Annotated in this window: 11 protein-coding genes; 6 read left to right on the top strand and 5 right to left on the bottom strand. The window is 66.7% G+C overall.

The window, feature by feature from the left end; genetic code table 11:
- Nucleotides 1-28: 28 nt before the first annotated feature.
- Genes AUP43_RS19655 through AUP43_RS18305 form a run of 3 tightly spaced genes read right to left on the bottom strand, consistent with a single transcriptional unit; the run spans nucleotide 29 to nucleotide 4,286 of the window.
- On the bottom strand, nucleotides 29-1,156 hold the full coding sequence (locus tag AUP43_RS19655; RefSeq protein ID WP_067560350.1) for a xanthine dehydrogenase family Fe-S subunit: 1,128 nt from the start codon (nucleotides 1,154-1,156) through the stop codon (nucleotides 29-31).
- On the bottom strand, nucleotides 1,153-1,932 hold the full coding sequence (locus AUP43_RS18310) for an FAD binding domain-containing protein (RefSeq protein WP_067560349.1): 780 nt from the start codon (nucleotides 1,930-1,932) through the stop codon (nucleotides 1,153-1,155). The genes AUP43_RS19655 and AUP43_RS18310 overlap by 4 nt, the downstream gene beginning before the upstream one ends.
- Complete coding sequence (locus AUP43_RS18305) at nucleotides 1,929-4,286, bottom strand: xanthine dehydrogenase family protein molybdopterin-binding subunit (RefSeq protein WP_067560348.1); 2,358 nt, start codon at nucleotides 4,284-4,286, stop codon at nucleotides 1,929-1,931. Before AUP43_RS18305 ends, AUP43_RS18310 begins: the two co-directional genes overlap by 4 nt.
- A gap of 178 nt (nucleotides 4,287-4,464) precedes the next feature.
- Between AUP43_RS18305 and AUP43_RS18300 the strand changes: the two genes are divergently transcribed.
- A complete protein-coding gene (locus AUP43_RS18300; protein ID WP_084462913.1) occupies nucleotides 4,465-4,986 on the top strand; it encodes a MarR family winged helix-turn-helix transcriptional regulator in 522 nt (173 codons plus the stop codon).
- 15 nt (nucleotides 4,987-5,001) lie between these two features.
- Here AUP43_RS18300 and AUP43_RS18295 read toward each other — a convergent pair whose 3' ends face one another.
- A complete protein-coding gene (locus tag AUP43_RS18295) occupies nucleotides 5,002-5,406 on the bottom strand; it encodes a nuclear transport factor 2 family protein (protein ID WP_067560347.1) in 405 nt (134 codons plus the stop codon).
- 115 nt (nucleotides 5,407-5,521) lie between these two features.
- Here AUP43_RS18295 and AUP43_RS18290 point away from each other — a divergent pair, with 115 nt between their 5' ends.
- The gene (locus AUP43_RS18290; RefSeq protein WP_157089425.1) at nucleotides 5,522-5,869 is read left to right on the top strand and encodes a hypothetical protein; all 348 of its coding nucleotides are present in this window, start codon (nucleotides 5,522-5,524) and stop codon (nucleotides 5,867-5,869) included.
- Nucleotides 5,870-5,888: 19 nt separating this feature from the next.
- Here AUP43_RS18290 and AUP43_RS18285 read toward each other — a convergent pair whose 3' ends face one another.
- The gene (locus AUP43_RS18285) at nucleotides 5,889-7,142 is read right to left on the bottom strand and encodes a class I SAM-dependent methyltransferase (protein ID WP_198154965.1); all 1,254 of its coding nucleotides are present in this window, start codon (nucleotides 7,140-7,142) and stop codon (nucleotides 5,889-5,891) included.
- A 271-nt stretch (nucleotides 7,143-7,413) separates the two neighbouring features.
- On the opposite strand from AUP43_RS18285, the gene AUP43_RS18280 reads away from it, so the two are divergent.
- From AUP43_RS18280 to AUP43_RS18265, 4 genes are read left to right on the top strand one after another with little or no spacing between them, the layout of a single operon-like run.
- On the top strand, nucleotides 7,414-8,664 hold the full coding sequence (locus AUP43_RS18280) for a sarcosine oxidase subunit beta family protein (protein ID WP_067560344.1): 1,251 nt from the start codon (nucleotides 7,414-7,416) through the stop codon (nucleotides 8,662-8,664).
- A 10-nt stretch (nucleotides 8,665-8,674) separates the two neighbouring features.
- Complete coding sequence (locus AUP43_RS18275) at nucleotides 8,675-8,956, top strand: sarcosine oxidase subunit delta (RefSeq protein ID WP_067560343.1); 282 nt, start codon at nucleotides 8,675-8,677, stop codon at nucleotides 8,954-8,956.
- Nucleotides 8,953-11,961 (top strand): sarcosine oxidase subunit alpha, encoded by a 3,009-nt coding sequence (locus AUP43_RS18270; protein WP_067560342.1) that lies wholly within the window; start codon nucleotides 8,953-8,955, stop codon nucleotides 11,959-11,961. Before AUP43_RS18275 ends, AUP43_RS18270 begins: the two co-directional genes overlap by 4 nt.
- A complete protein-coding gene (locus AUP43_RS18265; protein WP_067560341.1) occupies nucleotides 11,954-12,487 on the top strand; it encodes a sarcosine oxidase subunit gamma in 534 nt (177 codons plus the stop codon). The genes AUP43_RS18270 and AUP43_RS18265 overlap by 8 nt, the downstream gene beginning before the upstream one ends.
- The last annotated feature ends 149 nt before the right edge of the window (nucleotides 12,488-12,636 follow it).

Here is a 12,636-nt window from a genome sequence, read left to right as displayed (position 1 = left end):
GCGTCTCGAAGCATCGGGCGGCCTGCGCTCAATTCCGTCCGAACAGCCGCGCCAGGCGGTCCTTCAGCATCGCGCCGAGGATGGAGAGGAAGGAGAGTTCGGCCGGCTTTCCCGCCTGCTCAGCGCCCGTCAGCATCGCGGTCAGGTTGGCGGCGAACAGGTCGGTCATGCGGCGCGCGAAATCGGTCACCAGGGCGGAACGGCCGAATTGCGCCAGCGGGCCGGTCAGCTTGTAGCGCACCTCGACATCGATGCGCGTGCCCTGGCCGTCCGGATGCACGGCATAGGCGATCTCGCCAGTGGCCGAGGAGCCGCCCTTGGCGTCGCGTCCCCTGCCCTTCACCGCGCCGGTGCGGCTGGCATCGTCGCGGGCGACCTCGCCCTCGCCGGCGAAGCTGGCCTTGATCGGCCCGAAGCTGACGGTGAGCGAGCCGGTGACGCGGCTGCCCTCCACCGTGTCGACGGCAGCGCCCGGCAGGCAGGCGGCGATGCGGCGGATATCGCCCAGCGCGTCCCAGACCTGCCCGGCCGGGGCGGCGACGCTGACCTGCTGTTTCAACACCGAGAAACCGTCGCCGGCGGTGCTGAAATCCATCGAGGCCGGGGCCAGGGCGGCCGCCGGCATCGCCTCGGCGACCGGGGCGGCGGTCTCCTGCCGCGCCTCGAAGCGCCAGGCCTGGGCCTGCGGCTGGCGGCCCGCGACCACCTGCCGGATCGCCGCGACGATGCCGACATAGCCGGTACAGCGGCAGATATTGCCCGACAGCTCGCGCCGGATGGTCTGCTCGTCGACATCGCCCAGGCGGGTGGCGATGTCGCGCGCGGTCACCAGCATGCCCGGCGTGCAATAGCCGCACTGCAGGGCGTGGTGGGCGGCGAAGGCCTCGCGCAGATCGGCCATGACGGGATCGTCGTCGAAGCCCTCGACCGTGCGCACCTCGTCGCCCTCGCAGGACACCGCGAAGGTGAGGCAGGAGCGCTGCGGCGATCCGTCGATCAGCACGGTGCAGGCCCCGCACACGCCCTGCTCGCAGCCCAGATGCGTGCCGGTCAGGCCGAGCGGTCCGCGCAGGAAATCCGCCAGATGGGTGCGCGGCTCCGCCATGCCGCTGACCTTGCGGCCATTGACGGTGAGTTCGATGGGTTGCGCGGTCATGCAAGGGACTCCATGGCGCGGCGCACGGCCGTCTTGTAGAGCTGCCGGGCGGCCGGCGAATGGTCGCCCAGCCGGGCGTCGATCTCGGCGGCGGCAGCCTCGGCGTCGCGCGCCTGAAGCAGGAACGGCACCGCCTCGATGGCGCCGCAGACCAGGCGGAACACGCCGCGATCCGGGTCGCTGACGACCGCGCTGATGGCCTTGGCGAATTCGCCGGTCTTGCGGCAGATCTTGTAATAGGCCCAGCGCGCCGAGGGCGACAGGCGCGGCACCGACACGCCGACGACCAGTTCGCCCGGCCCCAGCACCGTGGTGAAGCCGCCCAGCATGAAGCTGTCGATGGGATAGGCGGTCTCGCCCTTGACGCCGCGCACGATCACCCGGGCGTCCAGCGCCAGCAGCGACGATATCCAGTCGGCCGCCGGGTCGGCATGGGCCAGGCTGCCCCCGATGGTGCCCCGGTTGCGCACCGCACGATAGGCGATGCCGCCGGCGACATGGCGCATCATGCCTTTGCTGCCGTCGGGCACCGCGCCATCCTCGAAGGCGGCATGCGGCAGGGCGGCGCCATAGCGGATCGCGTCGGACGATTCGGCGATCCTCAGCAGCTCGGCCTGGCGGCGGATATCGACCAGCGCCGAGGGCCGGGCGAGGCGCAGATTCAACATCGGCGTCAGCGACTGGCCGCCGGCAATCGGCTTGGCATCGTCCGACAGGGCGTGCAGGGCCGCGGCCAGGTCGGCGGGCTTGCTGTAGTCGAAGGCGGCGGGCTTCATTCGGCGGCCTGTGCGGGTTGGGCGGCGAAAATGGCGTTCAGGATGCGCTCCGGCGTGGCGGGTATCTCGCCGATCTCCGCCCCCAATTCCCGCAAGGCATCGTTGATCGCGTTCACGATGGCCCCGGCCGGCGCAATCGCTCCGCCCTCGCCCACGCCCTTGATGCCATGCGCCGAATAGGGCGACAGCGTCTCCATATGGCCGATGCGGAAGCCGGGCAGCTCGGTCGGGCCGGGCAGCAGGTAATCGATCAGGGTGGAGGCCAGCGGCTGGCCGGCGGCATCGTAGGGACTCTCCTCGAACAGCGCCGTGCCGACGCCCTGCGCCGCCCCGCCATAGGCCTGGCCCTCGACGATCATCGGGTTCACCATCTGCCCGCAATCCTCGACGATCACGTAATCCAGTATCTCCACCATGCCGGTCTCGGGATCGACCGCGACCAGCGCCGCATGGGTGGCGTAGGAGAAGACGCCGCTATCGACCTTCGGCTTGTAGCCCTGGGTGACTTCCAGCCCGTTGGTGTCGATATCGTCGGGCAGCGTCTCGGGGCGCAGATACCAGGCCTTGCCGATGTCGCCGAAGGACAGGCTGGCCTCCCCGGCATGGATGCGGCCGTCGCGGAAATCGACATCCTCCGGCTTGCATTGCAGCAGATGGGCAGCCAGCCGCTTCACCCGCCCGGCCAGCTCGGTCGCCGATTTGGAGACGGCCCCGCCGGCCATGACGATGCCGCGCGAGGCATAGGCGCCGGTGGAATACGGGGTCGAGGCGGTGTCGCCCAGCTTCACCTGGATATCCTTCAGCGGGATGCCCAGCACCTGGTTGGCGACCTGCGCCAGCGTGGTTTCCAGACCCTGACCGATGGTGTGGATACCGGCGCGCACCTCCAGCGTGCCGTCGGCCAGCAGCTTCACCGTCGCCTGCTCGAAACCCGGCACCAGCGGCAGCCCCCAGGCGGCGAACACCTTGGTGCCATGCGCCGACTGTTCGGTATAGGTGGCGAAGCCGACGCCGATGCGCCTGCCATCCGCTTCACGACCCTTCTGGCGCTCGCGGATCGCGGCCAGCCCGATCATCTCGCGCGCCTTGGCGAGGCTGCCGGGATAATCGCCGGAATCGTAATGCTTGTTGGTAACGTTGGTGTAGGGCATCTGCGCCGCCTGCACGAGGTTCTCGGCGCGCACATCCGCCGGCTCCCGCCCGACGGCGCGGGCAATCGCGTCGATGGTCAGCTCGATGGCGAAGCACACGCCGGGCCGCGCCACGCCGCGATAGGGCGCGAAGGGCGGCTTGTTGGTGGCCACCGAATAGGTTCGTGCCCGGTAGGCCCGGAAATCGTAGGGGCCAGGCAGATTGCCGCCGGCCTGTGCCGCCTCCAGACAGGCCGAGAAGGGCCAGACCGAATAGGCGCCGATATCGACATTGATCTCCGCATCCAGCCCCAGCAGGCGGCCGCGCTCATCGGCATAAGCGGTGACCTTGTAGTGATGCTGGCGGGCATTGGCCCCGGCCACCAGATGCTCGCGCCGATCCTCGACCCAGCGATAGGCCCCCTTGCGGGTCATGGCGAGCCAGGCGACGGCCACCTCCTCCGGCTGCAGCAGGCACTTATAGCCAAAGCCGCCGCCGACATCGGGCGGGCTGACACGCACGCGTGACTGGTCGAGCCCCAGACATTCCGACAGGCCGGTGCGGATCAGATGCGGCACCTGGGTGGAGGTGATGACGACCAGCTGGTCGGCCTGGAAATCCCAGTAGGCGACAAGGCCCTTGCCTTCCATCGGGTGCATGCACTGCCGGGCGGTTTTGTATTCCCGCACCACCTTCACCGGCGCGGTCTTCGCCACCGCCTCGATACCGCTGTCGAAGTCGGTGACCAGGCAGAGATTGTCGCCCCATTCCTCATGCACCAGCGCGGAATCGGCGGCCTTGCCGGCCTCACTGTCTGTAACCGCCGGCAACTCCTCGATATCGAGGGACACGGCCTCGGCCAGATCCTCTGCCTCGGCGCGGCTGGCGGCGACGCACATGGCGATGCCCTCGCCGACATAGCGCACCTTCTCGTGCGACAGCGGGTAATAGGCGGACAGCTTGTAGCCCGGCAGGCTGGAGCGGGTGACGATCGGCTCGATCCCCGCCATGTCGGACCAGAAGAACACCGCATCCTCCTGCCCCTGCGGCTTGCCGAGGCTGCGGATGCGGCCATGCGCGACAGGGCTGCGCAGGAAGGCAACCTCCAGCAGGCCCGGCATCTGGATATCACCGACGAAACGGCCGCGCCCCAACAAGTGCCGGGCATCCTCCTTGCGGCGGACCCGAGCGCCGATGCCTTCTCCCGCAATCTCAGACGCCATGCCGCACCCCCGAAAATTATGTAGGTATGCTGACTTTTATTCCCCCGCCTGTCAATCGAGCGGCTGCCCAGAATAGAAGCCTTTTCAGATAGAAATGCTTGGGTAAAACCGGCATGATGCAGCGAATAATGCGAGGGAAATCCTCCTATTCCACCAGAGCGCCAGCAGGAGTCCTATTTTGACGGTCGAGAAAAAACCGGCGGATGACGCACAGCCCGAAGGCAATGAGAACAGCCTGATCATGTCGCGCATGCCGCTCTGGGCGCGGCCGGGCTATCTGGTGCGCCGGCTGCACCAGATTCATTACGCGCTGTTCTTCGAGGAATGCGCCGCCTTCGACATGACGCCGGTGCAGTACGGGCTGGTGACCACGCTGGCGCAGAATCCGGACATGGACCAGAACTCCATCGGCCGCGAGCTGGGCATCGACCGCACCAATGTCGCCGACGTGCTGAACCGCCTGGCGAAACGCGGGCTGGTGGAGCGCGAGCGCAGCACCACCGACCGGCGCATGGTTCTGTGGCGGCTGACGCCCGAGGGCGAGAAGGTCACCGCCGACATGTATGAGGCGATGCAGCGCGCCCAGGTGAAGCTGATGGAGCCGCTGCGCCCGGAAGAGCGCAACGCCTTCATCACGATGCTGATGCGCCTGGTCGACGGCAACAACCACCTCGGCCGCTCGATCTTCCGGCCGAGCTGAGACCGCGGTTTCGCTCTATTGCATCGCCCGGCCGGCCGTCTCCTCCTCTTCCGGCGGCTGATCCTGGGTCGGGCCGGCCTGGTGATGGACGAGACGCCAGGCGGCGTCCTCCTTCACGAACAGGTTGGTGGCGATCAGGAAGCCTTCCGGCAGGGATTCGAAGCAGGTGACGAAGCCGGCATCGCCGTAGAGGAAGGCCTTCGCGCCGCGCGGCGTGATGATCGGCGCGTTATTGCCGGCCAGAATGCTGCGCCAGACCTGCATCACCGCCTCGCGCCCCTCCAACAGGCCCCAGCCGGGATGAATGCAGGCCACTGGCGCGCGCTTCGCCCAGATATCCTCCATCGCCCCCATGTCGCGGGTGGCGAAGGCGGCGTAGAATGCCTCGTTGGCGAAGAGCAAGGCGGTGCGGTCGGTCATGGTGCTGCTTTTCCGATACGGCGGGCCCGATGGGCAGGCCCCGATGGGCAGGCCCCGGTGGGCAGGCAACGATAGCAGCGTTGCGCCACGGCGTCAGATGGTGTTTCACAGGGCGATGTCCAACGCACTGATCCCCACCCTACGCGCCATCCTGACCGATCTGGCAACCGAGCGGCGCACGATCCCCTATCTGGAGCTGGCGCTGGCCGCCGGCATGACGCCGCCGCACACCATCCACCGCCTCACCGAGGCGCTGGAGCAGATGATCCGCGAGGATCACGCCGCCAATCGGCCGCTGCTGGCCGCGCTGGCGACCCGCAAGGCCGGCGACATGCCCGGACGCGGCTTCTTCCTGCTGCTGGCCGAGCTGGGCCGATATGACGGCTCGCCCGATGGCGCGGATGCCGCCCGGCATCACGCGGCGTTGCTGCATGAGGCGTTTGACCATTGGGGGAAGCCATAGCTGACGCGATGCGCCCCGGCTAATACCCTCTTATGAGGCGGCGCGCCCTCAACTTCACAGACTGGAAGGCCGCCTCCAGGAAAGAGCGCACGGCCCCTTCCGGCAATCCTTGCAGCAGCGTGGAGACCCGCTGATTGACGCGCACCAGCGTAGAGGCCTTCAAATACGCATCAATCCAGTGATCGCGTTGGACCGTTAAGCCATCCTGCTGGCTGCGCAGCAGATTGGTGGCGACCCGAAATGCCTCAGGAGACAATGAATCCTCCACCGTCGCGGCCGACAGGAAGCTCTCAAGCGGCGGCGGCGCGGCCATATCCTCCGCGGTCAGCCCGCGTGCATCGCGGGTGAATTGGCGATACAGCTCCACCTCATGATGGCGCAGCATCAAGCCCATCCGGGCGGCGTAATATTCCCGCTTCAAGGCGTTCCAGGCCGGCTCTCCCAGTTCCTCGACGACTGCCGCTTGACGCCGCTCATAATCCACCGGCTTCAGCGCGACCACGACGAAGCTCGCCGCCATCGCCCGGTGCGCATATTCCGACATGGAATGCAACAGCGGGTTGGCGCGGCCGCGCTCCTTTCGCATGCGGTCCAGCGCCTCGGCGACGCTCAACTTCAGCAATGATTTGCGTTCCGCCGCCGGCAGCAGGCCAAGGAAGCGATCCAGCGTCCCGATGAAGGATTCCAGCATGGTGCCGCTCTCGGGCACCAGCGACTGCTCCAGCTTGAAATCATCGACCAGCAGCGTTTCGACAGCCTGCGGCGTCATGTTGAAATAGTGACTGGGGAAACCGTGATAGGACTGCATGAAGGCGGTATCGATATTGAACATGCCGCCTTCCTTCAGCACCCGCCGGACTTCGCGGATGGCTTGCATCGGATCGTAGAGATGTTCGAAGACCGCCCCGGAGACGACCAGATCCAGCGTATTGCTGGCAAAGGGCAGCGCTTCCGCTTCCGCTACCAGGTCGACATTGTCGGTTGGCAGAATATCCATGGAGATGACGCGCTGATCGTCCGACGGCACATTGCCGGAGCCCAGATGCAGGATCACCGCCTCATCGCCGAAGCGCGGATTCTTGACCCTGAAATTCTGAATATTCTGGGAGACGATTTCCCTGCCCGGCGGGCTGACATGCATCGGCTGGATCAGCTTCACCAGCACGGGTTTTCCATTCACGATCGGGTAGCGAAAGCCGGCGGCCGAAACCAGCTCATCGCCCACCCGTTCCAGGACGGAGGCGCTGTGCGGGCAACGCAAAAGGGGCAGCAACCTTTCGAAATCCATAATCCACCCCGCATAGATAATAACGATAGGTAATATAACTATCGCCTAAACTAAAATTACAATTGAATGAATCTGGGCTCATCTCGTCCGCCACCAGCGAACGAGCCGCCAACACCTGCTATGCGGCGATAGCGCGGGTATCGCCGGGCACCATGCGGGGTTGCGGCATGGCGAAAAGATGAGTGCCATGCGGCTTGAAGCTTTGGCCTTGCCGCCGCTTGCCGTTATCCTCCCGGCAAAATAAAGGAGCAGACCCGTGCGGCGATATTCGATCCTTGCCCTGGCGCGCAACGCGCTGGGCTATCATGAAGGCTGGGAACGCGCCTGGCGCGCGCCGGAGCCGAAGCCGGAATATGACGCCATTATCGTCGGTGGCGGCGGCCACGGCCTGGCGACGGCCTACTACCTCGCCAAGGAACATGGCATCACCAATGTGGCGGTGCTGGAAAAGGGCTGGCTGGGCGGCGGCAATACCGGGCGCAACACCACCATCGTGCGCTCCAACTATCTGTGGGACGAGAGTGCGGCGCTCTACGAGCATTCCCTGAAAATCTGGGAAGGGCTGAGCCAGGAGCTGAACTACAACGTCATGTTCAGCCAGCGCGGTGTCATGAACCTCGCCCATAATCTGCATGATCTGCGCGAGCTGAAGCGCCGGGCGCATGCCAACCGGCTGAACGGCATCGATTGCGATTTCCTGAGCCGCGAGCAGGTCGGCGAATACTGCCCGCTGATCAATCTGTCGCCCGATATCCGCCATCCGGTGCTGGGCGCCACCCTGCAACGCCGTGGCGGCGTGGCGCGGCACGATGCGGTTGCCTGGGGCTTTGCCCGCGCCGCCGATGCTCGTGGCGTCGATATCATCCAGAATTGCGAGGTCACCGGCATCCTGCGCGAGGGCGGCCGGGTCACCGGCGTCGAGACCAGCCGCGGCACCATCCGCGCGAAGAAGATCGGCCTGGTCACCGCCGGCCATTCCAGCGTGCTGGCCGGCATGGCCGGTATCCGCCTGCCGGTGGAAAGCCACCCACTGCAGGCGCTGGTATCGGAGCCGGTGAAGCCGATCCTCGACACGGTCGTCATGTCGAATACCGTGCACGCCTATGTCAGCCAGTCTGACAAGGGCGAGATGGTGATCGGCGCGGGCATCGACCCCTATGTCTCCTATTCCCAGCGTGGCGGCTTCAACGTGGTGCAGGACACGTTGCACGCCATCGTCGAGATGTTTCCGATGTTCAGCCGCCTGCGCATGCTGCGGCAATGGGGCGGCATCGTCGATACCTGCCCGGACGCCAGCCCGATCCTGTCCAAGACGCCGATCGAGGGGCTGTACATCAATTGCGGCTGGGGCACCGGCGGCTTCAAGGCCACGCCCGGCTCCGGCCATGTCTTCGCCCATACCATCGCCCGCGACGAGCCGCATCCGCTGAACGCGCCCTTCAGCCTGGAGCGCTTCACCACCGGCCGCCTGGTCGACGAACACGGCGCGGCTGCTGTTGCCCATTGAGGAAATAACCATGCTGACCATCCCCTGCCCCTGGTGCGGCGAGCGCGACGTGCATGAATTCCGCTCCGGCGGCGAAGCGCATCTGAAACGCGAGAGCCGCACCGACAATCTTTCCGACGCCGAATGGGCCGATTTCCTGTTCCTGCGCGCCAACCCGAAGGGCGAGCATGCCGAGCGCTGGTATCATGTGCATGGCTGCCGGCGCTGGTTCAACGCCGTGCGCAACACCCATACGGACACCATTCTGGCGGTCTACAAGCCGGGCGAAGCGAAGTCGGAGGTGAGCCAGTGAGCCAGTCCCACCGCCTGCCCGCCGGCGGCCGGATCGACCGGTCCCGCAGCCTGTCCTTCACCTTCGACGGCACGCGCTATAGCGGCCATCCGGGCGACACGCTGGCCTCGGCGCTGATCGCCAATGGCGTGCATCTGGTCGGCCGCAGCTTCAAGTATCACCGGCCGCGCGGCATTCTGACCGCCGGATCGGAGGAGCCGAACGCGCTGATCCAGCTTGGCCTCGGCAACCGCACGGAACCGAATATCCGCGCCACCCAGATCGAGCTGTATGACGGGCTGACGGCCGCCAGCCAGAACCGCTTCCCCTCGCTGGAATTCGATCTGGGCGCGGTGAACGATACGCTGTCGCCGCTGATTCCTGCCGGTTTCTACTACAAGACCTTCATGTGGCCGCAGCGCGGCTGGATGACCTATGAGCGCGCGATCCGCCGCATGGCCGGCCTTGGCCGCGCGCCGGACGGGCCGGACCCGGACCGCTATGAATACCGCCACGCCCATTGCGACGTGCTGGTAGCCGGTGGCGGTGCTGCCGGCCTGGCCGCCGCACTGGCAGCAGGCCGCGCCGGGGCGCGCGTCATCATCGCCGACGAACAGGCAGAGATGGGCGGCTGGCTGCTCTCGGAGGGCGATACCGAGATCAGCGCCAAGCCGGCTGTCGACTGGGTGGAAAAAGCCGTGACCGAGCTGGCCGGCATGGAGAATGTCACCCTGCTGCGCCGCACCACCGCTTTCGGCTATTACGATCACAACTGGCTGGGGCTGGCGGAACGAGTGACCGACCATCTCGGCCCCTATGCCGCCGATCATCTGCCGCGCCAGCGCCTGTGGCAGGTGCGCGCCAAGCAGGTGGTGCTGGCGACCGGTGCCATCGAGCGGCCGCTGGTGTTCGGCCAGAACGACCGGCCGGGCATCATGCTGGCCGCCTCGCTGCGCAGCTATATCTCCCGCTATGGCGCGCGGCCCGGCAAGGCGCTGGTGGTGTTCACCAATAATGACAGCGGCTACCGCACCGCCCTGGCGGCGCACCATGCCGGCATCGGCGTGGCCGCCATCATCGATAGCCGCGCGGAAGCAAGCGGCCCCCTGCCCCAGTCCGCCCGCGCGGCGGGGCTGCGGATCTATGAAGGCCACGCCATCATCGCCACCACCGGCCGGCTGCGCGTCGACAGCGTGCGGTTGGGCAGGCTGGCAGCGTCGGGCGACCGGATCGAAGGGGCCGGCTTCGGCATTCCCTGCGATCTCGTCGCCATGTCGGGCGGCTGGAACCCCAATGTCAGCCTGTTCTCACAATCGCGCGGCAAGCTGGATTTCCGCGCCGAGGACGGCGTGTTCGTGCCCGGCCAATCCTTCCAGCCTCTGCGCAGCGCCGGCGCCTGCAACGGCGTTCTGTCGACCGCAGATTGCCTGGCCGAAGGCTTCGCCGCCGGGGCGGAAGCCGCGCGCGAGGCCGGATTCGCCAACCGCAAGCCGGCCGCGCTGAAAGTGACGGAGCCGGACTGCCCGGCCGCCGCGCCCTTCTGGCTCGCCCCGCCGGAAAAGCCGCTGGCGCGCGCGAAATGCTTCGTCGATTTCCAGAACGACGTTACCGCCGCCGACCTGAAGCTGGCGGTGCGCGAAGGCTTCCAGTCGGTCGAGCATGTGAAGCGCTACACCACCACCGGCATGGGCACCGACCAGGGCCGCACCAGCAACGTGAACGCGCTGGCCATTGTCTCGGCAACGCTGGGCATGGAAATGCCGGCGGTCGGCACCACCACCTTCCGTCCGCCCTATACGCCGACAAGCTTCGGCGCCATCGCCGGACGCAATATCGGGGCGCTGTTCGATCCGGTGCGCCGCACGCCGATCCATGAATGGCATGCGGCGCACGGCGCCAAATTCGAGAATGTCGGCCAGTGGGTCCGCGCCTGGTACTACCCGAAACCGGGTGAGGATATGCATGCCGCCGTCAACCGCGAGGTGAAGGCGGCGCGGACCGGCGTCGGCATCCTGGACGCCTCGACGCTGGGCAAGATCATGGTGAAGGGACCGGACGCCGCCGAGTTCCTGAACCGGGTCTATACCAATAGCTGGCTGAAACTCGGCATCGGCAAGGCGCGCTACGGGCTGATGCTGGGCGAGGACGGCATGGTGCGCGACGATGGCGTGACCGTCCGGCTGGGCGAGGACCGGTTCCTGATGTCCACCACCACCGGCAACGCCGCCACGGTGATGACCAGCCTGGAGGATTACCTCCAGACCGAATGGCCGGAGCTGAAGGTCTACCTGACCTCGGTGACGGAGCAATACGCCACGATCACCATCAACGGCCCGAAGAGCCGCGAATTGCTGGCCGCCCTGACCGACGATATCGATACCGGCAACGAGGCCTTCCCGCATATGAGCCTGCGCGAGGGCACAGTGGCCGGCGTTCCGGCGCGGGTCATCCGCATCAGCTTCACCGGCGAGCTGTCCTTCGAGATCAATGTCCGCGCCAGCCAGGGCAAGGCGGTGTGGGAGGCGCTGATAGAGGCCGGCGCGCCCTTCGACATCACCCCCTATGGCACCGAGGCGATGCATGTGCTGCGCGCCGAGAAGGGTTTCATCATCGTCGGCCAGGAAACCGACGGCTCGATGACGCCGGACGATCTGGGCATGGGCTGGGCCGTCTCCAAGGTGAAGCCGGATTTCGTCGGCAAGCGCTCGCTTACCCGCTCCGACACGGTGCGCGAGGGCCGCAAGCAGCTTGTCGGCCTGCTGACCGAGGATCCCAAGGAGGTGCTGGAGGAAGGCGCGCATGTCGTGCAGGTCGCCTTGCAGCAACCGCCCATGGCGATGCTGGGGCATGTCACCTCCAGCTATTACAGCCCCAATCTGGAACGCTCGATCGCGCTGGCCGTGCTGAAGGGCGGGCGGGCGCTGATCGGCAAGACGCTCTCGGTGCCGATGCCGGACAAGGTCATCAAGGTAACCGTGACCGAGCCGGTCTTCTTCGACCCCAAGGGAGAACGCGCCAATGGCTGATACGATGCAGGATATCCCGGTCGCCATCGCGGCACTGCCGGAGAACGGCAAGCTGATCCTGCGCGCCGATGCGCAGAATGCCGATATCCGCGCCGCCATTGCCGGCGTGTTGACCGCCCCGCTGCCGGTCGAGCCGCTGACCAGCATGGCCGGCGACAAGGCGACGGCGCTGTGGCTCGGCCCCGACGAATGGCTGCTGCTCTGCGCGGAAGCCGACCGGGCCGGTCTGCAGCAGGCGCTGGAGGCCAACCTGGCCGATCTGCATGCCTCGGTGGTGGATGTGTCGGACGCCTATTCGGGATTTGCCGTCACCGGGCCAAAGGCGGCCGAGCTGCTGTCGAAGGGCTGCGCCATCGATCTGCACCCGGTGGCCTTCGCCGAAGGCAAGGTGGTCCGCAGCCTGCTCGCCAAGGCCGACATCACGCTGTTACGCACCGCGGCTGACTTCCAGCTCTACGTGCTGCGCTCCTTCGCCGCCTATACCCGCCTCTGGCTCGATGACGCGGCACGGGAATATCGGGGGTAAGGCCGCCGGATAGAGCACCTGCCGCCGGGCCCTTCGAGACGCCCTCTTGCGAGGGCTCCTCAGGACCAGGGGTGTTATGGGACTACACGCGGTGCCCCCAAGGTGACCTCATGCTGAGAAGCCCTCGCAAGAGGGCGTCTCGAAGCATA

Source organism: Oceanibaculum pacificum, assembly GCF_001618175.1.
GTDB classification, from domain to species: Bacteria; Pseudomonadota; Alphaproteobacteria; order Oceanibaculales; family Oceanibaculaceae; genus Oceanibaculum; species Oceanibaculum pacificum.
The sequence above is the reverse complement of the archived record's forward strand: the minus strand, read 5'-3'. Positions and strand labels throughout refer to the sequence as shown.

What these genes read in the sequence shown, in the direction of transcription:
- AUP43_RS18305 (WP_067560348.1), bottom strand. Translation starts at nt 4,286, where the DNA reads ATGGCGTCTGAGATTGCGGGAGAAGGCATCGGCGCTCGGGTCCGCCGC.
- AUP43_RS18310 (WP_067560349.1), bottom strand. Translation starts at nt 1,932, where the DNA reads ATGAAGCCCGCCGCCTTCGACTACAGCAAGCCCGCCGACCTGGCCGCG.
- AUP43_RS18295 (WP_067560347.1), bottom strand. Translation starts at nt 5,406, where the DNA reads ATGACCGACCGCACCGCCTTGCTCTTCGCCAACGAGGCATTCTACGCC.
- AUP43_RS18275 (WP_067560343.1), top strand. Translation starts at nt 8,675, where the DNA reads ATGCTGACCATCCCCTGCCCCTGGTGCGGCGAGCGCGACGTGCATGAA.
- AUP43_RS18290 (WP_157089425.1), top strand. Translation starts at nt 5,522, where the DNA reads ATGTCCAACGCACTGATCCCCACCCTACGCGCCATCCTGACCGATCTG.
- AUP43_RS19655 (WP_067560350.1), bottom strand. Translation starts at nt 1,156, where the DNA reads ATGACCGCGCAACCCATCGAACTCACCGTCAATGGCCGCAAGGTCAGC.
- AUP43_RS18265 (WP_067560341.1), top strand. Translation starts at nt 11,954, where the DNA reads ATGGCTGATACGATGCAGGATATCCCGGTCGCCATCGCGGCACTGCCG.